Below are 26072 nucleotides of genomic sequence, written 5' to 3' on the forward strand. Positions count from 1 at the left end.
GAGGCTATAATACCTCTGATCCCTCCTTTATTTCGGCTGCATACGGATGGCTCCGTCGAGACGGATCGTCTCCCCGTTCAGCATCGTATTTTCCATAATACTCCCCACCAGCCGGGCATATTCATCAGGGTGTCCCAGCCGCTTAGGGAATGGAACCATTTTCCCAAGAGATTCTACCGCCTCCTCCGGCAGTGATTCAAACATCGGCGTATGAAACAAGCCCGGCGCGATCGTCATCACACGGATCCCGTACGAAGCCAGTTCCCTTGCAATCGGCAGTGTCATTCCGACGACTCCCCCTTTTGAAGCGCTGTAGGCCGCCTGTCCGATCTGCCCTTCAAATGCCGCAACCGATGCCGTATTGATGATGACACCTCTCTCCCCCAACTCGTTCGGTTCATTCTTCGCCATGTGCTCCGATGCTAACCGGATCACATTGAATGTACCGATCAAGTTAATGGAAATCACCTTCGAAAACATATCGAGGGAATGAACCCCCTTTCTTGAAAGCAGCTTGGAGGCAATGCCGATGCCCGCACAGTTGACGACCGTATTAATCGTCCCAAAGTACTCCACGGCTTTATGGATGCCGTGGGACACTTCCTCCTCACTCGTGACATCGGTCCTGACAAACAGACTTCGATCTCCAAGCTCTTCAACGAGTGAATGGCCCCTCTCTTCGGATAAATCCAATATCGCTGCTTTCCCGCCCGCTTTGATGATCTGCCTCACTGTCGCTTCCCCTAATCCTGACGCCCCACCTGTCACGATGGCGATTGATTCACTGATTTTCATTGGATGTCCTCCCTTTTCATCGATTCATCCTCTATATTGCAAGAATTGTGCCAGTGTTGATATGACCATGTTCATGGCAGGAGAAGATGTTGAACTGTCCAGAAATAGGACACATATAACGTCAGTAAGTCAAAAAAAGGAGATCACACATGATCCAAATGGGAAACATGTTCGTTACCTGTATAAGTCCCACACATGTTTCACAAATCATCACATGTGAAATGTGTGGAAAATAAAAAGTTTCTTTGTCCGTTCTGTTACACCTCAACATTTTTTCACTTTTTTTCACAAATCATCTATTGAACGGTACGTGATGCTTCATTATGATTTAATAGGTAAACGAAAACGGAAAGGATGATCCTTATGCTGCCGATTGATCGACAACAACAGATTTTAACCTGGCTCGAAGAAGAAGGTACACTTCGGGTGTCTGATATCAGTTCCCGCCTGGATGTATCGGAAATGACGGTCTACCGTGATCTGAAGCCCTTAATGGAAGCAAATAAAGTCCGAAAGACCTCGAATGGCATTTCAACGATGGAAGCTCACAGCCTCCCAGCTGATACATGTACGTATTGCCTGAAACCGGCGACCTCAAGAAGATCCGTCCAACTCGTCAAAAAGGATCATACGATCGAACAGGCTTGTTGTCCTCACTGTGGCTTACTGCGTTATGAAGATATCAAGGAGGAAGTCATGCAGATCCTCTGCAGGGATTTCCTGACGGATATGACGATCAGCGGAAAAACGGCCACCTACCTGATTGATGCAGACCTGAACTTGAACTGTTGTCAGCCACAGGTCATCGCTTTTGATTCCAGGAAGCAGGCCGGACAATTCCAAACGGGATTCGGTGGAAAACTACTTAATCTTCAAGACGCCATCACGGCGATTTCCAAAGACATGCAAGGATCGGGCTGCTGCCACGACTAAGAAAAGAGGAAAAGACGATGGAAAAAAAATCATATCAAACGATTTGGAGATGGCATTTTTATGCGGGCCTCATTATTGCCCCGTTTTTATTGATCCTCGCAGTAACGGGATCGATTTATCTCTTCAAGCCCCAGATCGAGCAAAATCTCTATCAAAAATACTACGAAGTCAATCCACAGGGAGAGAAGCTTCCTGCCACTGAACTCATCGATAATGTGAAAACGCTTCACCCTGATGCACAGATCACAAGCTTCCGTCCCGGGGAAAGTGCCGACCGTTCCAGTGAAATCGGCATCAGTACAGAAGAAGGTTCCGCAACAGTCTTCATAAATCCCTACACAGGAAAGTCACTGGGTGAATTGAAGCCAGAGGACCGGATCATGAATAAAGTCGAAGAAATCCACGGGGAGCTGATGGCGGGGACGATCGGAGACCGAATCGTCGAGCTGGTTGCCTGCTGGGCCGTCGTCCTGATTGTCACGGGATTATTCCTATGGTTCCCGCGTAAAAAAGACAAGCTGTCAGGCGTGTTCCTTCCCCGCTTCAATAAAGGAAAGAAAATCTTCAGAAGGGATCTTCACGCAGTACCGGCTTTCTGGGTCACAGCGGGGATGCTGTTCCTGATCATGACTGGACTGCCCTGGTCCGGATTCTGGGGAACCAATTTCCAGAATCTCATGACGAACGCAGGGGCCGGCTATCCTCCATCCATCTGGAGTGGGGAAGCTCCACAGTCCGTCGTGAAAACCAAGGAAATCGCCGACGTTCCCTGGGCGGCGGAAAACCTGGAAGTACCCGTCTCGGCACTTGAAGGTTATACGCCATTATCACTGAATGACGTTGTACAGATCGCCGAAAGAGAAGGCATCGACCCGAGCTATAAAGTATACATCCCACAGGATGAAAACGGGGTCTATACATTATCCGCATTCCCGGCCAAGGCACAGAATGAAGTCACGATGCATCTTGATCAATATACAGGTGCAGTCCTTGCTGATTACCGTTTCGACAACTATGGAATTGGCGGCAAAATCGTAGCCATGGGGATCACCCTCCATACGGGCACACAATTCGGCTTCATCAATCAGCTGATCAGCCTGCTCATCTGCCTTGGCATCATGCTTGTCGCAGTCAGCGGATTCTATCTATGGCTGAAACGGAAACCGAAAAAAGAAATGGGTGCACCGAAATCACCAGGTATCCTGAAAATAAAGTACTTCCTGCTTGTCATGATCGCACTCGGGATCCTGTTCCCACTTGTCGGGGCTTCCTTGATTATCGTTCTGCTTCTTGACCGGCTATTGATCAAAAAAATCCCTGCCACGAAAAAATTCTTCGGTGCGGCATAAGAAAGGACGATGTAATATGAAAACAACCTTTAAATATTTGAGTATCCTTTTCTTGTGCACGCTACTAGGTGCCTGTGCCCCGAAGGAAGATGCAGCGGAATTGTACCATCAGGAATCACCTCTTCAGGCGGATATTACGATGCCTGACGATTTCTCCGGCAGCGACCCGATCAAGGTTGAACTCACACAGGACAAGAAAATCGTGAAGGATGCCGATTTCGTACATGTGGAAATCTGGAAGAACGACGGAACGTTCCACGCTGGAATGGAAGAAGCCGAGAATGCTGGAGATGGTGTTTACACGTTTCATAAGGAACTGAAGGAAGATGGGCTCTATTACATCAAAGTCCACGCAGGAAACAACGGCTCCACGATCATGCCGACTAAGCCCTTTGCCGTCGGAGAATTATCCAAATCAGACGTCGAAGCCTTGAATGACCAGGCTCCCGCTGAGAGTGGAGAACACAGTCAGCATCATTAACATTTCAAGATCGAAAGCCTCTGCTTTCGATCTTTTTTTTGCAGAATAGCAGATTCCAAATTTGCTATAATGGTCATAAAAGGGGATGTTGATTCTATGATTATCCGAGAAACCGAAGACTCCTTCCTTATGATCAAACAACACGACCACGCCTATGTATCCGGCGAAACGATCAAACATTTCAATAAGAATCTCTTAAAATCCGATGACCTCTTCGATGATTTCGTGTACGCTGCCCACCAGCATGACCGGAGCTGGATCGGACTCGACGACACGCCGATCTGGAACGACGGGAAGCAGATCCCCTTCACCTTTTCAGACTACCCCCTCCTCCCAAAACTTGCATTCTATAAAATGGGGGTGGATGAGGTCGAGAAGGTCAACCTCTATGCGGCACTCCTATGCAGCCTGCATTTCTGTTCTTTCTTCGCAAAGTCAAAGGATCCGGACTGCCTGCGCTTTCTACAGGACGAAGCAAGAAGGCAGCATGAAATCCGAAATCAGCTGACAAAGCTTGATGAAGAACTGCTCACCCAGCACTTCCAGTTGCTTCAACTGTCCGATAATCTATCACTCTACTTTTGCCTGAATGAACCGGGAGTGGAGAAAGAGTACGAGCATCCGTGGTTTAAAGATGGCTTTAAGAACACCGGGAATTTTCATCCGAGGAATCAACTTCTTCTGTCCAGATGGGTGAATGAACATGAAGTGACGTTCGATGTCTATCCTTTTGAAACAGATTTCCACGTAACGCTGCCTTATAAAAAAGTGGACAAGATGGCGATCCGGAAGGTGGGCATCGCAGAGGCTTATGGGGAGAGTCGGTTGGAGATACATTCAATTTTCATCAGAAAGTAAAGAAGACCCTGCGATCAGGGTCTTCACTCGTTATCAAGAAGAAACCGATGCCTTCACCTCGACTTCCTGCATCACTTCCCTCTTCGCTTCCAATGCTTTCATGATCAGATGATACATGACAGTGCCTGTCATCCCGAGGACGAACAGAATGCCTCCCATCACAACCGGACTCACCCATTCCCCTACTATGATGAGCAGGGATGCAATGATCATAGCGCCATAAAAGGTGAGGCTGTAAAAAGCCATATACGTACTGCGGGCGTTGGACGGCGCCAGGTCCCCGATCATCGCCTGCTTGATCGGCACATACATGAGTTCCCCGAACGTCCCTACAAAGCCCAGGATAAAAAGGAATAAAATATTATTCGTGAAAGCAAAGGCGCTGAAACAAACGGAAAAGATGAACATCCCCGTCACAAGCGTACGGCGGTCACTCCATTTTTTGAACAAAAATAGTACAACGGCGGATAAGAGTACAACGATCATCGTATTTTCCGTCCGCAGGAATCCAAGCATCCGCGTACCGTCAAGCGTGAAGTCAAAGCCTAAGAGGGAAGCATGCTGCTCGGGAATATCCCTCTCTAAACGGATCCCGACGTAATTGGTCAGGGATTGCTCCAAGGTGAGAATGAAAACGGCCCCAAGAATATACATCATGAATAATTTATCTTTCCATACGGTTGAATAGCTTTGAACCATCTTGTTGGATGAAGAAGTGTTTTCGGTGGTGGCAGGTTCAGGTGTGTAGGTTTCAGAAATGAAGAAGATGGTGATCAGGACGGACAGAAGTGTGATTCCTGTGATCCCAAGGAATAACTCAAACAGATAGGCTTTAAATAAAAACGCTCCGACGATGCCTCCGATGGCTGTAGCGAGATTTCCGAGCCAGTAGCTGATGGTGAAGACGAGCTTTCGTGAATCCGAATCGGTCACATCGATGATCATCGCCTGTGCCGCAGGCTGGAACATCCCGCCGGCAAACATATTAAGGACGAAGAACGCCGCTGTGACATATGGCAAATCGAACCACGGTGAATTGCACAGAGCTATGAAGAAGTACGTCACCATGATGCCTAGTTCAGCCAAAATCATGATCTTCCGGCGACCGATCTTGTCGGATATATGTCCGCCAATAAATCCGCCTACGATTCCACTGATGACAATCAGGACCAGGATGATCCCGGTTTGGGTGGCGCCGATCTTCTGGGCGAAATAGATGGCCATGAACGGAATGACGGCCATGGAGACAAGTCCACCAAGGAACTGCATGGCAAGCCTCAACTTCAGGTTCGGATGAATGTCACGTATTCTCATTGGGATCCCCACCCTTCCGTCACAGGACCGAATAACCGCAGTGCCTGTATTTTCATATTGTTCCAGATCAGATTCGTATGGTCATCAACGAAGGTCAATCGTAACCCATTTATAAGGGATATGTAGGATTGGGCAATCAACACCGGCGACCCTTCATAGAAGTCCCCCTCCTTCTGTCCTCTTTCAATGACAGGATAAATGCGTTCTGCAAAGACATCGACAAAGGCACTCAACTCTGCAAACAGTACAGGATATCGGTCCGGCCTCGCCAGTACCTGCTGGGAGAGGCGCAGGAAATCCTTATTTCTTGCAAACACATCCAGCTGGCAGTCGATCATGCTCTTGACCATCTCCTTCGGGCTCCCGCTGTACCGTTCCTCGATCTCACTAAAGTACGGCTTGATTTCCTCCAGGGGCTCTAGGATCGCTGCTTCAAAGAGCACTTCCTTTGTGGCAAAATACGTAAACACGGATCCGAAGCTGACACCTGCTTCCTTGGCAATGGCCGAGATGGTCGTTTCGGCAAATCCGTTTTCGCTGTATGTTTTAACAGCCGCTCCTAAGATTGCCGCTCTCTTTTTCATCATTTTTTCCTCTCGTGACATGATGCTCCCCTCCTTTTCCAAAAATGATTGATTAATCAATCTTTATTTTACTGTTAGATATTTCCAAGGTCAACGATTATTTTTCGACAAAAAAGGCTGCCTCCTGATTTGTGCATAAACCAGAAAGCAACCCTTTTTCATTCATCAAACGCCCCGTTCATCCGGACCAGAAGTTCACCGAACACTTTCTTCTCCTCATCGGACCAGCCTTCGAGCAGTCCCTCATACCACTCGAGCCTCATGCGGCTGTCGACGGCAAGCTTTTCCTTCCCAAGCTCCGTCAGATCGAATAAGCTTACCCGCCCGTCACTTGGATCGGAGAACCTCTGAATGAGCTCCTTCGATTCAAGGGCGGCCGCTTGTCTTGACAACGTCGAAATATCGAGTTTGAACGCTTCTGCCAGCTCCTTCAATCGTGATGGCCCATATTCATCGAGCTGCCTCATCAACAGATAGGCAGACCGCTCTAATATCCCGATTTTCCGCTCGGACTGATCGCGGAAGACCGCCTTTCTGATGAGACTGGTCAATTCATACTCGATCCGTTTAATCTCCTTGGACATAGAGATCCCTCCTTTTCATTGACAACGTTCTAAGTACTTGTATAATACAAGTATATAGTTGTATCATACAAGTACTGTCGGAAAATGTAAAGCGTTTTCATTGAAAGGTGGGGAAAATAGGTCCTCTTCTTACGAAAGACCTGTACTATGAAATTCATTCGAATACTCATTCAAATCGGCATTCTATATGCCTTTTCTTTTATAGGCAGTGTCATTGAGAAGCTCTTTCATCTCCCAATACCCGGAAGCATCATTGGACTGATTCTGCTTTTAACTCTCTTATCGCTAAAAATCGTCCCTGTGATCATCGTGGAGGATGGAGCAAGCTTTCTCCTTGCCATCCTACCGTTATTATTCATCCCGGCCATGACGGGGGTTATGAACTACCCGTCTCTTCTATCCGGGAGCGGGGCCGTGCTCTTTCTCATTGTAGTAATAAGCACCGTTGTGACTATGGTTGTATCCGGTTTTGCCAGTCAGCACTTAGAGAAACGATCTGAAAGAAGGGAACATTCATGCAACAAACACTTGTCGCAATCATGATTATCGCCCTCACCGCACTCCTTTATTTTGCCATGGTGAAGGTCTATCAGCGATTCTCCTATCCGTTGCTGATCCCTGTCCTGACCACAACGATCGTGATTGTCGGACTTTTGGTCAGCATGCATATTCCATATCATGATTATATGATAGGCGGTCAGTGGATCCATTCCCTGCTCGGCCCGGCAGTCGTCGCCCTTGCTTACCCTTTGTATAAGCAGCGGACGATCCTGATGAAGTATCGCTTCCCGATCATCGGCGGCGTATTCGCAGGTCTCTTGACGGGAATGGTAAGCGGACTCCTGTTTGCCCGTGTACTTGGGATAGACCATGACCTAATCCTGTCCATTGTACCAAAGTCCATCACCACGCCCGTCGCCATTCAGATTGCAGCGGGTCTGGGAGGCATCCCTTCCATGACCGTGATCTTCGTCATGATTGCCGGCTTCTCCGGCGTCATTCTGGGGCCGCTGGTCTTGAAGATTGGCCGCATTCACAGCTCACTCGGGCGTGGCATTGCCCTCGGCAGCGCATCACACGCCCTTGGCACCTCGAAAGCGATGGAGTACGGGGAACTGACGGTCTCAATGAGTTCAGTGTCCATGACGTTGAGCGCCCTTCTGGGTTCGGTGGTAGGTCCGGTTGTGGTGTGGGTATTTCATGTTTGAGGATGATGTCGACCCGCAAAGATTTTCCGACAGGCTCGATCAATTATCCGAAATGAGGATTAATAATTGAATATCAAATATGTAGGGAAATAACGATCCGATCACACAAAAAGACCCATTCACACCGGGTCTTTTTGTCTTTTTAGCGTTTACGGTATAACCGTAACGAACAGAATGATACCAAGTAACTAACATCGAAAGGAACAACGATATGTCCAAAAACAAAATTGGCTATTCCCTTTTAATCATCATGATCTTAGTATTCATTCTGTCGTATTTCGCCATCAACCCGATCGGGGGAAAAAACCGGGATAATGACGTCCATTCCCTGATTTCCAATATGACCCTCGATGAAAAAATTGGACAGATGCTCGTAGCAGGAGTCAATGGCACCCAAATGGATGAGCCGACGAAGAATCTGATCCAGAAGCACAAAGTCGGGGGCTTCATCTTCTTCTCGGATCATTTGACGAGCCCGGAGCAAACGGTCCGATTTTTGAACCAGCTGAAAGAAGCAAACACCGATAACCCTCTTCCCCTGCTCTTGAGCGTCGACCAGGAAGGAGGAAATGTGACAAGATTGCCCGGAAGGATTTCCAACTTCCCTACCAATCAAAAGATTGGAAACGCGAACGATCCCGACGTCTCCTATGAAGTCGGTACCCTTCTCGGTCAAGAGCTGAAAGAGTTTGGATTCAACCTGGACTTCGCGCCTGTACTCGACGTAAACAGTAACCCGAACAATCCGATCATCGGCGACCGGTCTTTCAGTGCTGATCCGGATATCGTCAGCGAATTAGGGATCCAGACAATGAAAGGAATTCAGTCTCAGGGAGTTATTTCAACAGTTAAGCACTTTCCTGGTCACGGGGACACTTCCGTCGATTCCCATCTTGCACTCCCGGTTGTCAACAAGAGTCTCCAAGAACTAGAGGACATGGAGTTAATTCCATTCAAGCGTGCCATTGATGATGGTGCAGACCTCATCATGGTGGCTCATATCCTGCTCCCAAGACTAGATGACACCTATCCGTCGTCATTATCGGAGACCATCGTGACAGATCTTCTACGCAACAAACTGAAGTACAAAGGCGTTGTCATCACCGATGATATGACTATGAAAGCCGTAGCGGACAACTATGGTATGGGTGAATCGGCGGTACAAGCCGTCAAAGCCGGCAGCGACCTTGTCCTCATCGCCCATGATGCTCAAAAGGCAGTGACGGCCATGGAAGCTCTGAAATCCGCCGTCCAAAATGGTGATATTTCAGAGGAGCGAATTAATGAAAGTGTAAAAAGAGTTATTCAATTAAAACAATCATACAACCTGGAAGATACCCATACAGGCGAGGTCGAACTGAGGGATATAAACCACTCTATCGACGCAGTCAACTCAAGAATCCAAAGATAAATCAAAAAGGCCGACCCATCACATCGATAATCGATGTGATGGTCAGCCCCCTATCTACTTCAAACAAGAAAAGGATTCACCGATCACTTTCTAAAGGCTTATTACATCTAATAATTTTTTACACACTCTTTATTTCTACTCACTCTCACAACTACTACTTCTCTATCCAACGTTTCATTATTATTACTATCTTTTAGCTCTACATAAAAATAATATAATCCTCGACGATTAAACGTGGCGACAATATTTGCACAAGAGTTTAACGTTACAGGCTCAAATACATGAATACCGACACTATTAAATTCAATCGGAAACCCATTACCGAATGAAAATTCAATATCATCCCTTTGATCCTTGTCCCCTAAAGTCACTTGAACATATGTTGGCACTTCGACTTCTTCCGTTGACAAAGCACAAACCTGAAGAGGCTGCTGCTGCCCAACAGTCGTGAAAGACGGTGCTCCTACTAACTTTACAGCATAAGGCATACTATTCACCTCCTTTGCTAGAGGATGCTTTAGTATATGACCGTAGTGACTTCATTGCTTAGATGCATAACCATTATGATAAAAAAAGATAGAGGTACCCACTATCATTCTGGGTTCCTCTATCTTTTTTAATTGGCAGAAGTAGTCTAACTTCCTACCAATTCAGGTCTCTTCCTTACTAATCACAACATCGCTCTTTCAAAAATGATCTCATAATCCGTCGGTTTTCCGTGGCCGTTGTACTTAAGGGGCAACCGCCATCCGTCAGCGGCATACTCCTCGATGATCTCCCTGTGCTTCGGCTCGGTGAAAAATCCTCCCAGACTGGTTTGGACGTATGCGTATTCGTACATGACAGCACCTCCGTGGGTTTTTCTTACTTTACGGATTTATGGTACTGAAGGTTTCAACTTCTTCATTGGAACAGACAAGCTCCAACACCTTTTCTACTGCCCTTACAACCACCAGTGGCTCATCTCTTTGAATATAATGGGTACTATTCTTCGCAAGCACAAATTCTCCCTTGGAAGAAATCAGGGCCAACTCCCTCTGCATGTCATTCCACAATTGCTGAGATGCCTTCGAATAGTGATCTTTATTACCTGCTGAAAGCACCGTGACCGGCATGCTTAAAGTCTTCTTATATTCTTTTAGCTGCCCCAGGCTTTCCATAAATTCTTCGTAATTGCCTTCACGGACAAATTGCTTGCGATAGGCTTCTTGGAAATCTTTCGGCATCGCAGGAAGGAAGTGTTCCCTATAATCCACCGGTGTCGAGTCCACCAGCACCAAGCCCGCGACCTCTTCAGGATATTCATGGGCATATACACTCACATTCACTCCCCCGAAAGAGTGCCCGACAAATAAATAAGGTGGCTTGATGTCCAGGCATCTCAGCAGTTCCTTCAGCTCTTTTACCATCTCGCGGCTCGTTCTCCGATTCGGACTCTTCTCGCTCTTCCCAAGTCCTGCACGGTCGTATACTAGTACTTCTGTTATTTCTGATAAATCCTCGACAACTGAATCCCATGCTTTTGAATAATCCCCGTAGCCGGCATCCATAACCACCGTGGGTTTACTGTTTTTCTCTCCTATTAATTTAGAGAATAGTTTAAAGCCGCTAACCTGCACATACCATTCTTTAGTCATTACCTTAAGCCCTCTCTTTACTCTTCAAACTTTTTATATTCTGAAAGTATACATCTGGAGATGACCAATCTTTATAAAGAAGAGGGATTTCAGTGCTCTCTTCGTGTTGAATGGACAGAAGGTGCGCTAGATAATGAATCATTGCATCAATGTCCTCCCTTGTCCCAATGGGGCCGTGTCCCGGAATGACCGTTTCAATATCCAGCTCCTTTATTGCTTGTAAAATATCTATCCAACTAATTGGGTCGGTTTCATCAAAGAATGTCGGATGACACTGAACAAATACCAAATCCCCCGTGAAAATCACTTTCTCTTCCGGAAGGTAAAGCATGCTATCGCAGAAGGAGTGCCCCCCTCCCAACGTAAAAAGTTTCGCCCTTCGATCTGTTCCCTGTAATATCTTCTTTTCCTTAAATGTTTCATTGGGCAGAGTCAACTCCAGAGCCGGCAACGACTGTTTCATTTCATATAAAAAGCTCAATTGATCTAGAAGGGTTGATTCCCCGGATTCATTAAGCTGTTTTTCAAGAGATGCTATATATTGAGTCAGTCCTTCGATGTCCGCTTTCTGTTTCTCAATTCTGGGAGGATGAATTTCTTTCATTTTCTCTAAGGTCTTCTCGCTTGAGAGGATGGAAATATCTTTAAAGGTTTGATTGCCCCGGATGTGGTCTCCGTGATAATGGCTATTTACGACGCACATGACACTCTGATTCGTGATTCTTTCAGCAGCTTCCCTCAAATCTTTCGATGCTTGTTGCGTGTTAAACGTATCAAACACGATTACTCCATCACCTAAATCTACAAATCCTGCATTGGCAACTGCCCCGCCTCCAGGTTTTGATATGGCAGCATAGATACCTTCTTTGACTTTATTAAGTGTAAAGTGATTATTATGAAGCACAGTTTTCATCCTCTTCCCCCTTATGAAAAGATGTTACTACTCGTTTTTTCTATCCATTACTTCAGTTTGCACCCGCTCAATCTCCCCGATCTTCCATTCTATGATTTCACGAATCCCCTTTTCTGACAGATATCCTTCAAAATACTTCTCCACTTCCCATGCAAGCATCATCGTCAAATGGTCTATATATAGATAGCCCAGATCACTCGAAAAATCGTCATCATCCAGAATGATTCCACACTCCCTCATGCATTGCAGATAGAATTCAGGGACGGACGTAATCAACTCATCTTCGTATACATCCTGCATCAGGATCGTCACGTCTCTTAAAGGAGAGCCGATCGCTGCCCATTCCCAGTCAATGAACCAGATCTCGTCATCCTTATAGAACACATTTTCCAGATGAGGGTCTCCGTGAGTGATGACGGGGGGACATTTTGTTTGATAATGAGGGATATCCAATCGCTCATAGGCTTCCAAAATGGTTCTCTCCCATTCTGGTCTGGTCCACGATTTTCTTGAGCATAGTTTACCTAATTGATCTAAGCACCAATCCCGCCATTCCGAACTTAATTGATGAACAGGAAGCTTGGTTTGTACGGGATCCATGCAATGAAGAGAAGTTAATCTCGTTAAAACATCACCTATCGATCTCCTTTTTTCATCTGAAGACTGTGTATGAAATCCTGTTTTTATGGGAGACCCCAAATCCCACATCAACATCGCTTGTGGTGGATCATCCCATATACGGACGACTCTACTGAATGGATTCACTATGTCAGCTATTTTTCTATGAATCTCTACTTCCTGATTTCGTTCATCCGCAAATTCTTTGTAGATGTATTGGACTCTTTTCTTTTCACTTAAAGCATCGATTCTAGAAATATTCCCCGCGTGAGCACCACCGATTGTTTCCTTGCTCAGAAGCTCTACGTCCATATCCCTCAACCTGCGGACCATATGATTCACCTGCCCACCTCCTTTCCACACCCTTATAATGTCATTATTTCAAATTAATGGTACGAAAACAAATAAAGACGGCCCCCACTCGAGCCGCCTACTGTCCTTCACTGTTCTGTTTATCTAACTTACTATTAATCTCATGCAAAAGGTATAACCCTCTCACCAGACAACCCGTGATGATCCCAAAACCGATAACAAGGCCGAATACGTGTAATGGGGTCAATAAGAATCCGATGATGGAGGCTGTGATAATTAGAAATATTAAAAACAAACCTTTCCCTCCAACTACTTCATTGCTTCCTTCATTTTTTCATAATAAGCTTTCCAGTCTTTTTCTCCATTCTCAATAAGCATGTGCTTAACCGGCAAGTCCTCAAGAATCCCTATCTCCAGATCCCTTCGCATCTCAAGAAACTCCACTAGCCCTTGGTAACCCTCGAGCCCATTCGCTTTTCCGTAACCTTGCTTCACATGATAATCCGTGAAGAACTGACGCCACTCCTGACTGCGATCCTCATATACATGATGGAACGATCGATCTACGTCCTCCTGGTAAAGATAGATCAGCAGGGGATTTAGAGGTGCGATCAACTCGCTGATTTTCTTTAATTGGTCTGCAAGTCTCTTTGGCTCTGCATTATGCATAGCGATGTACTTAGTAAATTGATTTTGCACGAAACAACACTCAAATATGTACACTTCCTCTTCGAATTCCGTCTGCTCCACGAATTCCTTCCAATAGTGATACGAAACGTCTTCAAACGTGTCGAGATCCATTTCGTAGACATCATAAGAAGCCAATTCATCGACAAGCGCAGAATCCACATTTGTAAGCTGACGATATGGAATAAAATAGTGGTTGCCTTTCTTTTCAGCAACCTCCCCGATTGTCCTCCGATGTTCAGAGAATGCCTCCAGTATGTCGTTGAACTGATTTTCATCTAAACAAGCGGTCGATTCATAATCAGCAGGATGACGACTGTCTCCTTCTTGAAAGAGCTTAGCCGTGATGCCTTCACTCTCTAAATATTCTTTAATGAAATGAGCCGTGGTCGACTTACCTGATCCCGGTATCCCCTCGACGATAATTAGATTCGTTTTCAATAATGTCACCCCTTTTCCTTCATTTCCTGAAGCATTTCCATAATGCGTTCATTTGTCTTATTTATTTTCCTCAATTGAACTTCAATGGAGAAAACGGTGATGACCTGGGCCATTCCAATCAAAATCATGTTGCAAATCTCCTTAATACTTGATTATTTATATAAATGATACCCATTCTTTTATAAGTCCTATTAACATAACAAGGGCTACTGCCAGATAAGCATACCCCGGCTTCCGGTCCCCCTCATTTTCTATCCTCTTTTCTATCCCGAATAGCAGAAACATCAAGGCTAAGCATGTTAAAATGCTACTACTTGAAAAGTCCAGATTCCCAATAAAAAAGTGATAGACTCCAGCACCACATGCTAAAAAAGCAATGAGAACATTCACCCTTTTCAATACGTACAATCTAACCCCTCCCGTCACTCCCTTATTTTACCACTAACAGATCATTTCTTGGCACGGCTCATGAAATTTCATCCATAAAAAATACCCTGCGAACCTCCACAGGGCATTTCAATTGATTCACTTAGCTATACGCAACTTCTTTATCCCTCAAACCCAACGCCTTCGCAGTCGACGTATGGATTTCCTTGAAGAGCTCAGGATTTTCTCCCAAAGCCACTCCATAGGAAGGAATCATTTCCTTGATCTTCGGCTCCCACTCTTTCATGTGCTGAGGGAAGCATTTATCCAATACTTCAAGCATGACGTGAACGGCAGTGGAGGCACCCGGAGATGCGCCTAATAGGGCAGCGACGGATCCATCAGCGGCACTTACCACTTCTGTACCGAACTGAAGGGTTCCTTTACCTGCATCTGTGTCTTTGATGACCTGAACACGCTGACCGGCTACGACGATATCCCAGTCCTCGCTCTTCGCGTTCGGAATGAATTCGCGTAATTCTTCCATGCGTTTTTCATTGGACAGAAGAACCTGCTGAATCAGATACTTGGTTAATCCCATTTCCTTCACACCCGCTGCAAGCATCGTGAAAAGATTATTCGGTTTCACGGATGTGATCAGATCCATATTCGAACCGGTTTTCAGGAACTTCGGTGAGAAGCCGGCAAATGGTCCGAACAGAAGGGATTTTTTGTTATCAATGTAACGGGTGTCAAGATGCGGAACCGACATCGGAGGAGCTCCGACCTTTGCTTTTCCGTACACTTTCCCGTGATGCTTTTCGATGACTTCAGGATTGTTGCATACCATGAAGAGTCCGGAAACCGGGAATCCACCGATTTGCTTGGACTCAGGGATGCCGGTCTTCTGAAGCAATGGAAGGCTTCCGCCACCGCCTCCGATGAAGACGAACTTCGCCGTATGATATTCCATCTTAATGCCGTCGATATCATGGACCTTCACTTCCCATGAACCGTCAGATTTGCGTTTGATATCTTCCACACTGTGATTGTAGTTAATTTCCACGCCTTGATCACTCAGGTGGTCGAACAACTTGCGGGTCAATGCCCCGAAGTTGACGTCGGTCCCTGAATCGATCTTCGTCGCTGCGATCGGTTCATCCGATTCACGGCCATCCATGATCAGAGGAATCCATTCCTTCAATTTCTCCGGATTATCGGAGAATTCCATGCCTTCGAAGAGAGGGCTCGCTGACAGCGCTTCCAAACGTTTTTTCAGAAATTCCACATTTTCTTCACCTTGAACCATGCTCATATGCGGGATCGGCATGATGAAGTCCTGTGGTTTACCAATGAGATTGCGGTTGACGAGATAAGACCAGAATTGTCTTGACAGTTGGAACTGTTCATTGACCTTGATTGCTTTCGAAATGTCTATAGATCCATCAGGCTTTTCGGACGTATAGTTGAGCTCGCATAGTGCAGAATGTCCGGTTCCGGCATTATTCCATTCGTTTGAGCTTTCTTCCCCTGGCTTCGCGAGCTTTTCAAACACTGTGATTTCCCATTCCGGCGCCAACTCTTTCAGGATCACCCCTAAAGTCGCACTCATGACACCAGCACCAATTAAGATAACATCTGTTTTCTTCTGTAAGCTGCTCATTATAACCTTCCTCATCCACTATATTTGCAGGCGCTTCCAATCCAGCACCTTCATGTGTCAAAAAAAATCATACCATCTTCTATTATAATGATTCATAGGGTAAAATATCTAGTATTATCTGATTATTATAAACTATTTTACGAAAAAACAAAAGCGCAAATAGTGTCAAGAACACTTGGTGATAAAGGTTTATCAGAACCTTTTCCCCTCTGAACCCAAGCGCCCCAATGGTAAATCCGACTAAATCAGTAGAGATCCATTATTAGTTTTCCAGAAAAATATTTTTCGTGAATAGGTCCGACGTTAATTTCGATAATTCTGTCTATTCATTATTCGTCCATGAGCTAAATAGGGTGAAAATCTTCCACTACAAATTTCTCGGCTACTAGACTAACAAAACATCCCTTTTTTAAAGGAAGCCCGCTCTATCCATCAGAGCGGGCTTCTATTAATCTACTTCTCTCTCTTCGCTCGGAACGGCCACCAGACCCCGTTGCCGAATGATACCGTCATAGCCGGGATCAGTAACGGCAGGACGATCAGCCCGTACAGGAGCAGCCCTGTGATGACAATCGTCGCAATCTGTACAAGACTCAGAACCCCCGATGGCACCATGGCCCCGAATGTTCCTGCAAGGATGATGGCCGCGGTGATGATGACCGTCCCCATCTTCGCCATGGAAGCTTTGATGGCGTCTGTCACCGTCATGCCTTCTGCGGATTGTTCACGGAAACGGTCCATGAGGAAGATTGAGTAGTCTACCCCAAGAGCCACCAGCATGACGAATCCGAAGAACGGAACGGCCCAGCTGATGCCGTCATATCCTAGTCCCTCCACGAAGATCCACTCGGCCACGGCTACAGATGTGAAGTACGTCAGTAGCAGAGATCCGATCATATAGATCGGCATGATGAAGGAACGGAAAAGAATCGCCAGGACTACAAACAGACTGATAAGCATGATTGTCACGGTCTGGGTGAAGTCACTCGTTGAGATATCACTCAGGTCGCGGTTGATGCTTGACACCCCACCGATGGCAACTTCGGTATCTTCAAGTGGTGTATCCTTGATGACGCGTTCTGTCGTTTCATTGATGCGATCAACCGTATCAATGGCTTCTGGTGAGTAAGGATTATCTTTCAGGATGACTTCAATCTTCATACCTTTTTGATCCCCGAAAGAATACCGGTCGATCACCTGGGCAAAGTCTTTATTATCCAGGGTACCCGGTGGGAGATACAAGCCCGTATCCCGGATCGTCTGACTGTCACTCATCCCCTGAAGCTGATCACCGGCCTGTTTCAATCCGCCTGTGATCTGATTCAGACCGTCCAGTGGATTCGGCGCACCTGGTTGCGGAGCTTGACCTTGCCCGGCCATGGCAGCCTGCTGGCTCAATCCTTTTACTGCCTGATCAAGACCATCTGCTGCTCCATTCACACCTTCTGCAATCTTTCCAAGCTGGTAGTCCGCATTGAACTCTTCAATTGCATCTCCGGCAGGCCGCGTAATGGAACGTACACTCTTGACCCCGTCGACTTTCGCAAGCTCACGGCTCAGCTTTTCCACATAAGGGATCGTGTCCTCTGTCACTAGCTTCTCTTCACTTGAAAGCAGGACCTGCACAGGAAGGGAATCCCCCTGCCCGAAACCTTCTTCAATCGCGTGAAGACCTTTGACTGAATCATAGCTGTCCCCGATTTCATCCACCGTGTTGAAGGAAAGTGCATCGTCATACGTGAACAACAATGGAACGGTGATCATCGCCACTACTGCCATGGACAGCAGGGGACGGTTGACGGAAAGCTTGCCCATCCATGCCCAAAGCTTACTGTCATTGTGGGAAACGGATTTCTTTGATGGCCAGAATAGCTTTTCCTTTAATGTGGCCATGAAGAACGGCATGACCGTGCTCAACACAAGAAGCAGCACCGCAATCCCGACTGCCACGGCCACGGCTGATTTAAAGATCGGGAAATCGGCAAAGCCGATGGCGAAGAATCCGATGAACACGGCGAGCCCGCTTATGTAAAGCGTACGTCCCGCGGTTTTATACGTGCGGAGGATCGCCTCATTGATGGGCTGACCCGCTCCGAGTTCCTCCTTGAAACGGCTCAACAGCAGGATGCAATAATCCGTCCCGATCCCGAACAGGATGGCGACAAGAAAGATTTGCGTGTAGTTCGATACAGGGAAACCGAACCAATCGATGAAAAACGCGACGATTGATTGACTTAGCAGATACGTGATCCCTACCGCTACAAGGGGGATAAGGGGTGTCACGATGGAACGGAACACGGCAAACAAGAGGGCAAATATCAGTACTACGGTAATGATTTCTGTCCGTTTCAATCCTTCCTGTGCGCTCAGGTTTACATCGTTATTGATGATGGCTTCCCCCGTCAAGTAAACAGATGACTGTCCTTTAAGAATGTCTGATTTGATGGAGTCAGCCAGATCTACGACTTCTTCTTGTGATCCATCGACTGTGATGGGAACGAGGACAGTCTTTTGATCTTTTGAGACGAGCTGGTTTTCCATTTCCTCGCTTTCAAACGGATCGAGGACGGAACTGACGGGATCTCCGAGCTTTTTCAATTCCTCTACATTCGACGCGATGTCCTTCTTCGCCGATTCCGTCAACGTTTCATCCAGTGAGTACACCACGGAGATCGTTTCATCCCCGGCACCGGCATTATTCAGCATTTCCATGGCTTTCTTTGATGCGGCATCATCCGGAAGCTGGAATGTACCCGCTTCCTCTGCCTGCTTTGTAAGGTTCGGTGAGATGATTAATAATAAGGCCGTTATGACGAGCAAGCCAATCGTAATCGGCCACTTGAATTTGATCATGGATTTCATCCTTTTTCACCCTCCAATTTTAAAATGGTTTTGATTTTCCGGAACATGGTCAGGAATTGATCCAGCTCTTCATCCTTCACCTGATCGGCGAATAAGGCTTCTATATAGGCATAGACCGCTTGATCCGACTCCTTAACGACCCTGTGGCCTTCATCGGTCAGACAAACGAGCTTGGAGCGCTGATCCCCTTCAGCCTTTACGATTTCAATCAGACCCTTCTCCTCGAGCTTCTTTAGCCGGTTGGAAACCGCACTCTTATGAACACATTGAAGCTCTGCAATCACCCCGGCAGGAATCGGTCCGTTCTTACTGACAAGCTTCAGCATCTGGATCTGCTCCGGTGAATACTCCTGCCACACCTCTGCCTTCACATTCTTGAGCACCCGCTCTGTCCCGAATACCATGACATCCTCGAACAGCTCGACTGCTTCGATTAACCGCTTATCCAACTAGTTGACCCCCTAAACTAAATATCGTTATTTTATAGTTTAGGGGGTCAACTATACGGAGTCAAGTAATAAGATGAAAATGAATAAATAAAAAAAAACTTGGGCTGCTGTTTACTTCACCGCAGCCCAAGGTCTTTTAATCCCGGTACCCTTTCCCGATCACTTTCTGTTGGTCCTTTGAAACGTACACATCAATATCCCCTAGTGAATGGTTGCTTCCCGTATAGAAAACAATGATATACACTTCTTCCCCATCATACTGATGATCTGTTAAGACCCCCATTTTCTTATTCACAGTCCCCTCTTTCAGGGTGGCGTTTTTCCAGTCCCCTTTTATTTCATTCTGTTCTGACCGTGAAAGGGAGTCATAAGCTGTTTTGATTACGGGATTTGCGTCTTGATCCTTCCCCAGACCACAACCACTTATGATTATGCTTAGGATCGCTATAGCCATTAAGACCTTCCCCATCGGCATCCCCCACGCTTTTTCCTCATTATCTCTAATGATAGATAAGATAACAATATTTTTCAGAATTTATTGACAAATGTATCTCCAGAAATCATATAATGGTATTACCATAATTAAAATTGGTCTTACCAATCAGGAGGTGCTTTCATGAAAGACCGTTCTTCGGATATAGTCGCCAGAGACATTTCCCGCTCCATTTTGGCGGGCATCCTGAAGATTCAGGAACCTCTTCAATCTGAGAGGGAATTGGCTGCTCAATACAAAGTCGGCCGCCCCACCATCCGCGAAGCCCTGCAGCGACTGGAACGGGACGGTTGGATCACCGGCCGCAAGGGGATGCCTGCTGTCGTGAATGATTACTGGAAGCAGGGGAACTTGATGACGATCGTCACCATCCTGCAGCACGAGGAGGAGATTCCGGATGAATTCATCGTCCATATGCTACAGCTTCGGGTCTCGATAACACCGGCTTATTTCAAGGATGCCTTAGAGAACAGCAGGCTGAAAGTTGTTTCCCTCTTCGCCCCGTTCGAGGATATCCCGGACGAAGCCAATGCCTATGCGGAATTCGACTGGCAGATCCAGCACGGGGTCGCCATGCTGTCGCCGAATCCTATTTACCTCTTGATCCTGAACAGCTTTAAGGATATTTATATCAGGATGGCAGAGAAATACTTCTCGGAATCCGAACACAGGACCGCTTCACGTGACTATTACAACAGACTTCTGGAATGGATATTGGCCGGAGACATTCAACAAGCCGGGCAAACCATCCGGGACATGATGGAAACAAGCATTACGCTTTGGAAACAAAAAATGAATGGAGGAACGGAGAAATGAAGGAGAATCGATTGTATCGGGATTTCTTTTTACATTTTGATATTTTAGTGATGGCGTGCATTTTTTTAGTGGTGCTGGGATTTTTGGTCACGATGGAGCTTTCGTTATTCAGTCTCTTATTTTTCACTGTGGGGATCGTCACCTACATGTTCAGCGAATACCTCACCCACCGCTTCCTCTTTCATATCAAGGCACCGAAGAACCCTTTATTACTGAATTTAATCAAGCGCCTGCATTACGATCATCATAAGAAGCCGAACGACCTAAAGCTCCTATTTCTACCGATCTGGTACAGCGCACCCAACCTCTTTGTCCTATGCCTGTTGTTTTACTTCATAACCGGATCCATGTCATTTACTCTTGCATTCACCACCGGGATACTCTTCATGTTCTTTGTATACGAATGGAAGCACTACGTCGCTCACCGGCCGATGAAACCGAAGACGCGCTTTGGCCGCTGGCTTAAAAAGACGCATGTCCTTCATCATTATAAGAATGAGAACTATTGGTACGGGGTGTCGACCCCATTTGTCGATGTGCTGTTCGGCACCTACAAAGAAGGAAGCGACGTAGAAATGAGTGAGACCGCGAAGGATTTGGAGAAGAGGGCATGAAAAAAGTCCGATCGGATTTGAACCGATCGGACTTTTTTCTTCTATTCCCACTTAAACACATAACTCGCAAGGGCAAATCCGACAACAAGCCACGCCCCCAATATCAGTGTCTCTGTCCCAAGCTCCAAAAACGGGGTCCCGAGATTCATCGTCTCACGCAGTGCAGAACTCAAGTGAGCAATCGGCAGCACCTTCACAATCGGCTGAATGATGTCCGGCATATCGTTGATCGGGAAGAACACCCCGCCGAGAAACAGCATTGGGAACGTCACGAAACCTGCAATCGGTCCCGCACTTTCCGGGTTCTTCGCCATCCCGGCAATGATGAAGCCGAGTGACATGAACGCCAGGGTCCCAAGGATGATAAAGAAAATCATCGCAAGCCACGAACCCGCTACGTTGATGTCAAAAATAAGATCGGCAATCAGTACGACAAGGAGCGCCTGCGTTCCGTTCAGCATCAGGCGCGCCGTGATCTGGGCCGCGATGAAGGTGGATGCCTTCAGTCTCGTCCCCTGCATGCGGCGGAGGATCCCGCGTTCCCGCCACGCGGATATCTGACCCGCCACCCCGTTCATATTGTTGCTCATGATCATCATGGCGACGATCCCGGGAACAAGGAAATCGACATAGCGAATGTTCAGCGCTTCGATCCCGACTTTTTCCACCGTCACGACAGGCTTGTAATCGACAAGGTCCTTACTGTATTGATCGATAACCCCATTCACGACCGTAAGTCCAAGCTCAGCTGTCGCCAGGTTTTTTTCGTTATAGTAGACCGGGATTGAGAACGCCTCATCTCTTTCCTTCACGTTTTCCCCGTATCCTTTCGGGATTTCAATCAGAAGTTGGATATCGCCATTTTTCACGGCTTTTCTTCCGGCTTTAACGCTGTCAAATGAAGATGTTTTGAACCCTTCATTTTCATTAAATAAGTTCTTTAAATCCTTTGAGGCATCCGTTTGATCGCTATCGATCATTCCGACAGTCAGTGAAACGGAATCCCCCCCTCCAGCGAATGAACCCAGTGCAACCATCAGGATCACCGGGAAAAGCAGGGTAAAGAACAATACCTGTTTGTTTCGTGCAAAAATTCGTAACTGTGCCAGTGTCAGCTGCCAATACGCTCTCATGATTCCCGCAGCCTCCTTCCTGTCATATGGATGAAGACATCTTCAAGTGTTGCCTGACGCGTCTGAAGGTCCTCGATTTTCAAGTCATGCTCTGTTGAAAGTGAAATCAATGAAGTCAAGGCACGCTGAAGTTCGTCAGTATAGAGCTGGACGAAGGTATCCTTGATGGCCACTTCCTCCACCCCATCCATCTTCATGAACCACTCCTGTTCAGGAGGATTGTCCAGATGGAACTCGATCGTACTCGTTGACTGCAACGTTTTCACAAGATTCGTCGGCGTATCGAGGGCGATCAGCTCCCCCTGATCCATGATGCCGATCCGGTCGCAAAGCACGTGGGCTTCATCCATATAATGAGTCGACAGGATGACCGTCTTTCCCCGCTCCTTCAGTCTGAGAACAATATCCCACAGCGTCCTCCGCGCCTGGGGGTCCAGTCCCGTCGTGGGTTCATCGAGAAATACGATATTCGGATCATGGATCAGTGCCAGGGCAATCGCCAATCGCTGCTTCTGCCCGCCGGACAACCCTTTGATCCGGTCCTTCCTTTTTTCCGTCAGCAGCATATCTTCTATCAGTTGATTGATGTCCACATTTTTCGGATAAAAACTTGCATACAAATGAAGGATCTCCTCCACCTTGAGGAGTTCAAACAACGAGGTAGACTGAAGCTGAACCCCGATTACTTCCTTCACTTGATTCACTTCTTTACGCACGTCAAAGCCTGCCAAGCTTGCCGTCCCCGCGTCAGGCTTCCTGAGTCCCACGAGCATCTCGATCGTCGTCGTCTTCCCGGCCCCATTGGGTCCAAGCAATCCGAAGATCTCCCCCTTCTCCACCTGAAAACGGACGCCCTTCACCGCCGTAAAGGAACCGTATCTTTTCACTAAATCTTTTACATCTACCATGACTTCATTTGGCATAACGAGCCTCCTATAAAAAAACGTAACCGCCCACGAATGAGCGGTCCAAATTCCTGTTGTTTATACGCGATGATGATCTGCACGCCAATTCTGTACAGCTTTCTTAATGTCATTCGGTGATAAGTTTTCCGTAAGCGTCCGTTCGACCAACGCCGGGAACTCTTCATTTGGTGCAAACCGGAGAGCGATGATCTGCTTCAGTGATAGATTGCTATCCAGCTCATTACCCGTTAAACGGTAATAGCGGAAATTCTCTTCTGCACGGATGACGCGGTCCTGAACCTGAAGGGCATATGTACGGAGCCTCACCCCGACCAGGATGATGGTGATCACCGCCACGAGCACTAAAAAGCTAAGCAGCGTTTCATCCCCCACATTCTTCACGAAAAACGTGATCGTCAAAATGAGTGTAATCAGTGCTGACAAGGCAATCCCTACATGGAATACCGGATCCACCTTGCTGTGATTTTCATAGTTTTGTTGTTTCATATGTACCTCCTGAGGGTTATAGATTCATTATATACCAGATGGGTGATGGATTGTGTAAAGGGTTCACTTAGACATCATATTCGGAGGTTGGGCGGGGTATGCTGAGTGGATTTTCGTTGTGGAGCATTGTTAGCCTCTTTAGATTGGTATTATATGTAAAAATACGCAAATAATGAAAAAATGACGCAATTACCTTCATCTGACGCCTTTCTCTTCCCCAAACCATCCGTAGATCCAGCTCCCTCAACTCTCTTTTCCTAGCAAATACACGATAATGGACTTCAATCATGACATATATCATTCCAAAATGGCAAAATACTAGTCTTTCCGAACATTCAAAGCCTCCGCATACTTAAAGCACCTACCCTGCTGATTAAAGGGGACACTTTTCCAAACCCTTACGAAGCTTACATGCTCAATAATCCATCACAGCACTGCCACCATCTATATATATACGTACTACCCACACCCCTCATCAAAATAAAAAAGCACCCGCATCCGGATGCCCGTCAATCTTTCATCGAAGCCCTGCTCTTGTTAATATTGTACTCAGAAACCTGAACGATCCCTATGGCATCCTCTTCCCCGTCACATCCCTGCAACGAGATGAACCCGCTTTTTTCTTCAATTCCTTCACATACCGCCTGACTCTTTTCTTCCCCTGTTCCGGTCTTTAACACATAGTTGACTTTATTTCCATCGAACGATAGTTCATTGATACTGACCTGGTTGTTGAAGAAGTTCGATACCGTTACATCGGATTCTTTCTTTTCCTGCACCCCGTCTACAAAACGCAGCAGTTGATCGAGGTTCGATACCTCACCCTCTTCATCCACCAGCGTGTCTCCGTTGTCGGTCGCTTCTTCCATGGTGTATGTATCTACCTGTTCGCTATTGGAACAACCGGTAAAGAGTAAAAAACCGGCTATTAGCATAAAACTCATTTTCCTCACTATTTCCCCATCCCCCTTCGTATTTATATACTTTTAAGTATACAGGAATTGGAAAATTTAAGTAAATACTTTTTACCCCGTTCTCCTATTTCTATATTAAAAAACACCCGATACCGGGTGCTTTCCTCACATTACCTATACACATCTTCCCTTGAATGAAAACCATCTGCAATGATTGTACTATCCAGGTTGTCCCGATCCACTGCAATGGGCTCCAGAAGGACGGAAGGCACCTCGATTTTACCGTTGTTGATTTTTTTATCGGTATCGATGTATTCGTCTTTGGCGAGAGCAATGGCAAGGGATGCCGCTTCACGGGCAAGGGTGTCAATCGGTTTGTAGACGGTCATGGTTTGGGTGCCCTGAACGATCCGTTGAGCAGCAGCCAGCTCTGCGTCCTGTCCTGCGATGGGGATTTTCCCTTTCAGCCCCTCTTCTTCCATTGCTTTCAATGCCATTCCTGCGGTTGCGTCGTTAGCCGCAATGACGGCGTCGATGTCATTATGATTGGCTTTCAGGGCTTCTTTCATATTCGAATAGGCATTTGCCGGAAGCCAGTTATCCGTCCACTGATCATATGCGACCGTGATGTCACCTAGGTCAATAGGGGAATTCAGGACGCTAAAGACGCCTTTCTTCATCAGATGGGCATTGTAGTCTGTATCGGCCCCGCCGATGTAGACGTATTTCCCCTCCGGAACCAGTTCTTTGATGGCCCTCGCCTGAAGTTCTCCGACTCGTTCGTTATCGAAAGAAACGTACAAGTCGATGTCGGCATTCTTGACGAGTCTGTCATATGAAACCACTTTGATGCCTGCGCGATGGGCTTTCTGCACGATGGCTGCTGCGGCTTCCGCGTTATACGGAACGATCACCAGCACATCGATCCCCTGACTGATCAAGGTCTCTGCCTGAAGCACCTGAAGGGCATCATTTCCCCTTGCCTCCATGATCTCCACTTCCGCTCCCAGGTCCTCAACAGCCTTTTTAAACAGGTCACGGTCCCTCACCCATCGTTCCTCCTCAAGTGTATCCATTGAGAATCCGATCTTCACGACATCGGGAAGGGATTCCTCCTCTTCTTTATGCACCTGAACAACGGGATCCTTCTCTTCGCAGGCAGCTAACATCAGCACGGTGATCAATAACCAGCTTATGCTTAACCTTTTCTTCCAATGGACCATGG

General features: G+C 46.7%; 31 protein-coding genes. 9 read left to right on the top strand and 22 right to left on the bottom strand.

Translation table 11 applies throughout. From position 1 onward, the window contains the following. Positions 1 to 27 precede the first annotated feature (27 nt). Positions 28 to 795, bottom strand: a complete 768-nt coding sequence (locus KYJ26_RS12580) for a 3-hydroxyacyl-CoA dehydrogenase (RefSeq protein ID WP_219167607.1) — start codon at positions 793 to 795, stop codon at positions 28 to 30. Positions 796 to 1158: 363 nt separating this feature from the next. On the opposite strand from KYJ26_RS12580, the gene KYJ26_RS12585 reads away from it, so the two are divergent. The 4 genes from KYJ26_RS12585 to KYJ26_RS12600 all read left to right on the top strand — a co-directional run bounded on the left by KYJ26_RS12585 (position 1159) and on the right by KYJ26_RS12600 (position 4416). Next, the gene (locus KYJ26_RS12585; protein ID WP_219167608.1) at positions 1159 to 1728 is read left to right on the top strand and encodes a DeoR family transcriptional regulator; all 570 of its coding nucleotides are present in this window, start codon (positions 1159 to 1161) and stop codon (positions 1726 to 1728) included. Positions 1729 to 1745: 17 nt separating this feature from the next. Further along, the gene (locus KYJ26_RS12590) at positions 1746 to 3077 is read left to right on the top strand and encodes a PepSY-associated TM helix domain-containing protein (protein WP_219167609.1); all 1332 of its coding nucleotides are present in this window, start codon (positions 1746 to 1748) and stop codon (positions 3075 to 3077) included. 16 nt (positions 3078 to 3093) lie between these two features. Next, a complete protein-coding gene (locus tag KYJ26_RS12595) occupies positions 3094 to 3558 on the top strand; it encodes a FixH family protein (RefSeq protein ID WP_219167610.1) in 465 nt (154 codons plus the stop codon). A 96-nt stretch (positions 3559 to 3654) separates the two neighbouring features. Then, positions 3655 to 4416 (top strand): DUF3891 family protein, encoded by a 762-nt coding sequence (locus KYJ26_RS12600; RefSeq protein ID WP_219167611.1) that lies wholly within the window; start codon positions 3655 to 3657, stop codon positions 4414 to 4416. Positions 4417 to 4449: 33 nt separating this feature from the next. On the opposite strand, the gene KYJ26_RS12605 is transcribed toward KYJ26_RS12600, so the two are convergent. The 3 genes from KYJ26_RS12605 to KYJ26_RS12615 form a co-directional block, all read right to left on the bottom strand. Beyond that, complete coding sequence (locus tag KYJ26_RS12605) at positions 4450 to 5730, bottom strand: MDR family MFS transporter (RefSeq protein WP_219167612.1); 1281 nt, start codon at positions 5728 to 5730, stop codon at positions 4450 to 4452. Continuing rightward, entirely contained in the window at positions 5727 to 6335 is a 609-nt protein-coding gene (locus tag KYJ26_RS12610; RefSeq protein ID WP_219167613.1) for a TetR/AcrR family transcriptional regulator, read from the bottom strand. The genes KYJ26_RS12605 and KYJ26_RS12610 overlap by 4 nt, the downstream gene beginning before the upstream one ends. Positions 6336 to 6472: 137 nt before the next feature. After that, positions 6473 to 6898, bottom strand: a complete 426-nt coding sequence (locus KYJ26_RS12615; protein WP_219167614.1) for a MarR family winged helix-turn-helix transcriptional regulator — start codon at positions 6896 to 6898, stop codon at positions 6473 to 6475. A 147-nt stretch (positions 6899 to 7045) separates the two neighbouring features. On the opposite strand from KYJ26_RS12615, the gene KYJ26_RS12620 reads away from it, so the two are divergent. From KYJ26_RS12620 to nagZ, 3 genes are all read left to right on the top strand, one after another. Further along, positions 7046 to 7441: a CidA/LrgA family holin-like protein gene (locus tag KYJ26_RS12620; RefSeq protein WP_219167615.1), complete on the top strand. Its 396-nt coding sequence runs from the start codon at positions 7046 to 7048 to the stop codon at positions 7439 to 7441. After that, positions 7414 to 8106: an LrgB family protein gene (locus KYJ26_RS12625; protein WP_219167616.1), complete on the top strand. Its 693-nt coding sequence runs from the start codon at positions 7414 to 7416 to the stop codon at positions 8104 to 8106. The genes KYJ26_RS12620 and KYJ26_RS12625 overlap by 28 nt, the downstream gene beginning before the upstream one ends. 211 nt (positions 8107 to 8317) lie before the next feature. Further along, positions 8318 to 9517 (top strand): beta-N-acetylhexosaminidase, encoded by a 1200-nt coding sequence (gene nagZ / locus KYJ26_RS12630; RefSeq protein WP_219167617.1) that lies wholly within the window; start codon positions 8318 to 8320, stop codon positions 9515 to 9517. Between the two features lie 107 nt (positions 9518 to 9624). Here the strand turns inward: nagZ and KYJ26_RS12635 are convergent, their stop codons facing one another. The 13 genes from KYJ26_RS12635 to KYJ26_RS12690 form a co-directional block, all read right to left on the bottom strand. Continuing rightward, positions 9625 to 10005 carry a hypothetical protein gene (locus KYJ26_RS12635; protein WP_219167618.1) on the bottom strand — a complete coding sequence of 127 codons (381 nt, stop codon included), beginning with the start codon at positions 10003 to 10005 and terminating at the stop codon, positions 9625 to 9627. Positions 10006 to 10187: 182 nt separating this feature from the next. Beyond that, on the bottom strand, positions 10188 to 10358 hold the full coding sequence (locus KYJ26_RS12640) for a DUF4177 domain-containing protein (RefSeq protein ID WP_219167619.1): 171 nt from the start codon (positions 10356 to 10358) through the stop codon (positions 10188 to 10190). Between the two features lie 28 nt (positions 10359 to 10386). After that, positions 10387 to 11154 carry an alpha/beta fold hydrolase gene (locus tag KYJ26_RS12645; protein ID WP_219167620.1) on the bottom strand — a complete coding sequence of 256 codons (768 nt, stop codon included), beginning with the start codon at positions 11152 to 11154 and terminating at the stop codon, positions 10387 to 10389. Positions 11155 to 11158: 4 nt separating this feature from the next. Then, positions 11159 to 12067: an MBL fold metallo-hydrolase gene (locus tag KYJ26_RS12650; protein ID WP_219167621.1), complete on the bottom strand. Its 909-nt coding sequence runs from the start codon at positions 12065 to 12067 to the stop codon at positions 11159 to 11161. 27 nt (positions 12068 to 12094) lie between these two features. Then, positions 12095 to 13018, bottom strand: coding sequence for an aminoglycoside phosphotransferase family protein (locus KYJ26_RS12655; protein WP_257475028.1), 924 nt, complete (start codon positions 13016 to 13018; stop codon positions 12095 to 12097). A gap of 97 nt (positions 13019 to 13115) precedes the next feature. Continuing rightward, positions 13116 to 13292 (bottom strand): hypothetical protein, encoded by a 177-nt coding sequence (locus KYJ26_RS12660; protein WP_219167623.1) that lies wholly within the window; start codon positions 13290 to 13292, stop codon positions 13116 to 13118. 14 nt (positions 13293 to 13306) lie between these two features. Continuing rightward, on the bottom strand, positions 13307 to 14125 hold the full coding sequence (locus tag KYJ26_RS12665) for a P-loop NTPase family protein (RefSeq protein WP_219167624.1): 819 nt from the start codon (positions 14123 to 14125) through the stop codon (positions 13307 to 13309). A gap of 5 nt (positions 14126 to 14130) precedes the next feature. After that, positions 14131 to 14253, bottom strand: coding sequence for a hypothetical protein (locus KYJ26_RS23970; protein WP_257474989.1), 123 nt, complete (start codon positions 14251 to 14253; stop codon positions 14131 to 14133). A 28-nt stretch (positions 14254 to 14281) separates the two neighbouring features. Next, complete coding sequence (locus KYJ26_RS12670; protein ID WP_219167625.1) at positions 14282 to 14533, bottom strand: hypothetical protein; 252 nt, start codon at positions 14531 to 14533, stop codon at positions 14282 to 14284. A 121-nt stretch (positions 14534 to 14654) separates the two neighbouring features. Beyond that, positions 14655 to 16154 carry a malate:quinone oxidoreductase gene (locus KYJ26_RS12675; RefSeq protein WP_219167626.1) on the bottom strand — a complete coding sequence of 500 codons (1500 nt, stop codon included), beginning with the start codon at positions 16152 to 16154 and terminating at the stop codon, positions 14655 to 14657. A gap of 453 nt (positions 16155 to 16607) precedes the next feature. After that, positions 16608 to 19016, bottom strand: a complete 2409-nt coding sequence (locus tag KYJ26_RS12680) for an MMPL family transporter (RefSeq protein WP_219167627.1) — start codon at positions 19014 to 19016, stop codon at positions 16608 to 16610. Next, entirely contained in the window at positions 19013 to 19465 is a 453-nt protein-coding gene (locus KYJ26_RS12685; RefSeq protein ID WP_219167628.1) for a MarR family winged helix-turn-helix transcriptional regulator, read from the bottom strand. The genes KYJ26_RS12680 and KYJ26_RS12685 overlap by 4 nt, the downstream gene beginning before the upstream one ends. A 136-nt stretch (positions 19466 to 19601) precedes the next feature. Beyond that, positions 19602 to 19934, bottom strand: a complete 333-nt coding sequence (locus tag KYJ26_RS12690) for a hypothetical protein (protein ID WP_219167629.1) — start codon at positions 19932 to 19934, stop codon at positions 19602 to 19604. A gap of 147 nt (positions 19935 to 20081) precedes the next feature. Between KYJ26_RS12690 and KYJ26_RS12695 the strand changes: the two genes are divergently transcribed. Then, entirely contained in the window at positions 20082 to 20774 is a 693-nt protein-coding gene (locus KYJ26_RS12695) for a GntR family transcriptional regulator (protein WP_219167630.1), read from the top strand. Next, positions 20771 to 21388 carry a sterol desaturase family protein gene (locus tag KYJ26_RS12700; RefSeq protein WP_219167631.1) on the top strand — a complete coding sequence of 206 codons (618 nt, stop codon included), beginning with the start codon at positions 20771 to 20773 and terminating at the stop codon, positions 21386 to 21388. The genes KYJ26_RS12695 and KYJ26_RS12700 overlap by 4 nt, the downstream gene beginning before the upstream one ends. 41 nt (positions 21389 to 21429) lie before the next feature. Here KYJ26_RS12700 and KYJ26_RS12705 read toward each other — a convergent pair whose 3' ends face one another. The 5 genes from KYJ26_RS12705 to KYJ26_RS12725 form a co-directional block, all read right to left on the bottom strand. Then, positions 21430 to 22521, bottom strand: coding sequence for an ABC transporter permease (locus KYJ26_RS12705; RefSeq protein ID WP_219167632.1), 1092 nt, complete (start codon positions 22519 to 22521; stop codon positions 21430 to 21432). Beyond that, on the bottom strand, positions 22518 to 23444 hold the full coding sequence (locus KYJ26_RS12710) for an ABC transporter ATP-binding protein (protein WP_219167633.1): 927 nt from the start codon (positions 23442 to 23444) through the stop codon (positions 22518 to 22520). Before KYJ26_RS12710 ends, KYJ26_RS12705 begins: the two co-directional genes overlap by 4 nt. Before the next feature lie 60 nt (positions 23445 to 23504). Continuing rightward, complete coding sequence (locus tag KYJ26_RS12715; RefSeq protein ID WP_219167634.1) at positions 23505 to 23933, bottom strand: DUF6526 family protein; 429 nt, start codon at positions 23931 to 23933, stop codon at positions 23505 to 23507. A gap of 509 nt (positions 23934 to 24442) precedes the next feature. Continuing rightward, the gene (locus tag KYJ26_RS12720) at positions 24443 to 24886 is read right to left on the bottom strand and encodes a hypothetical protein (protein ID WP_219167635.1); all 444 of its coding nucleotides are present in this window, start codon (positions 24884 to 24886) and stop codon (positions 24443 to 24445) included. Positions 24887 to 25017: 131 nt separating this feature from the next. Further along, entirely contained in the window at positions 25018 to 26070 is a 1053-nt protein-coding gene (locus KYJ26_RS12725) for a sugar ABC transporter substrate-binding protein (protein ID WP_219167636.1), read from the bottom strand. Positions 26071 to 26072: the final 2 nt, after the last annotated feature.

The sequence above is a fragment of the Rossellomorea orangium genome (assembly GCF_019334305.1).
Lineage (GTDB): Bacteria > Bacillota > Bacilli > Bacillales > Bacillaceae_B > Rossellomorea.

Coding starts and splice junctions, on each gene's coding strand:
- KYJ26_RS12675 (WP_219167626.1), bottom strand. CDS start 16,154: ATGAGCAGCTTACAGAAGAAAACAGATGTTATCTTAATTGGTGCTGGT.
- KYJ26_RS12705 (WP_219167632.1), bottom strand. CDS start 22,521: ATGAGAGCGTATTGGCAGCTGACACTGGCACAGTTACGAATTTTTGCA.
- KYJ26_RS12580 (WP_219167607.1), bottom strand. CDS start 795: ATGAAAATCAGTGAATCAATCGCCATCGTGACAGGTGGGGCGTCAGGA.
- KYJ26_RS12600 (WP_219167611.1), top strand. CDS start 3,655: ATGATTATCCGAGAAACCGAAGACTCCTTCCTTATGATCAAACAACAC.
- KYJ26_RS12645 (WP_219167620.1), bottom strand. CDS start 11,154: ATGACTAAAGAATGGTATGTGCAGGTTAGCGGCTTTAAACTATTCTCT.
- KYJ26_RS12655 (WP_257475028.1), bottom strand. CDS start 13,018: ATGGTCCGCAGGTTGAGGGATATGGACGTAGAGCTTCTGAGCAAGGAA.
- KYJ26_RS12635 (WP_219167618.1), bottom strand. CDS start 10,005: ATGCCTTATGCTGTAAAGTTAGTAGGAGCACCGTCTTTCACGACTGTT.
- KYJ26_RS12620 (WP_219167615.1), top strand. CDS start 7,046: ATGAAATTCATTCGAATACTCATTCAAATCGGCATTCTATATGCCTTT.
- KYJ26_RS12610 (WP_219167613.1), bottom strand. CDS start 6,335: ATGTCACGAGAGGAAAAAATGATGAAAAAGAGAGCGGCAATCTTAGGA.
- KYJ26_RS12690 (WP_219167629.1), bottom strand. CDS start 19,934: ATGGGGAAGGTCTTAATGGCTATAGCGATCCTAAGCATAATCATAAGT.
- KYJ26_RS12640 (WP_219167619.1), bottom strand. CDS start 10,358: ATGTACGAATACGCATACGTCCAAACCAGTCTGGGAGGATTTTTCACC.
- KYJ26_RS12605 (WP_219167612.1), bottom strand. CDS start 5,730: ATGAGAATACGTGACATTCATCCGAACCTGAAGTTGAGGCTTGCCATG.
- KYJ26_RS12625 (WP_219167616.1), top strand. CDS start 7,414: ATGCAACAAACACTTGTCGCAATCATGATTATCGCCCTCACCGCACTC.
- KYJ26_RS12725 (WP_219167636.1), bottom strand. CDS start 26,070: ATGGTCCATTGGAAGAAAAGGTTAAGCATAAGCTGGTTATTGATCACC.
- KYJ26_RS12700 (WP_219167631.1), top strand. CDS start 20,771: ATGAAGGAGAATCGATTGTATCGGGATTTCTTTTTACATTTTGATATT.
- KYJ26_RS12590 (WP_219167609.1), top strand. CDS start 1,746: ATGGAAAAAAAATCATATCAAACGATTTGGAGATGGCATTTTTATGCG.
- KYJ26_RS23970 (WP_257474989.1), bottom strand. CDS start 14,253: ATGATTTTGATTGGAATGGCCCAGGTCATCACCGTTTTCTCCATTGAA.
- KYJ26_RS12615 (WP_219167614.1), bottom strand. CDS start 6,898: ATGTCCAAGGAGATTAAACGGATCGAGTATGAATTGACCAGTCTCATC.
- KYJ26_RS12585 (WP_219167608.1), top strand. CDS start 1,159: ATGCTGCCGATTGATCGACAACAACAGATTTTAACCTGGCTCGAAGAA.
- KYJ26_RS12650 (WP_219167621.1), bottom strand. CDS start 12,067: ATGAAAACTGTGCTTCATAATAATCACTTTACACTTAATAAAGTCAAA.
- KYJ26_RS12695 (WP_219167630.1), top strand. CDS start 20,082: ATGAAAGACCGTTCTTCGGATATAGTCGCCAGAGACATTTCCCGCTCC.
- KYJ26_RS12680 (WP_219167627.1), bottom strand. CDS start 19,016: ATGAAATCCATGATCAAATTCAAGTGGCCGATTACGATTGGCTTGCTC.
- nagZ (WP_219167617.1), top strand. CDS start 8,318: ATGTCCAAAAACAAAATTGGCTATTCCCTTTTAATCATCATGATCTTA.
- KYJ26_RS12715 (WP_219167634.1), bottom strand. CDS start 23,933: ATGAAACAACAAAACTATGAAAATCACAGCAAGGTGGATCCGGTATTC.
- KYJ26_RS12595 (WP_219167610.1), top strand. CDS start 3,094: ATGAAAACAACCTTTAAATATTTGAGTATCCTTTTCTTGTGCACGCTA.
- KYJ26_RS12710 (WP_219167633.1), bottom strand. CDS start 23,444: ATGCCAAATGAAGTCATGGTAGATGTAAAAGATTTAGTGAAAAGATAC.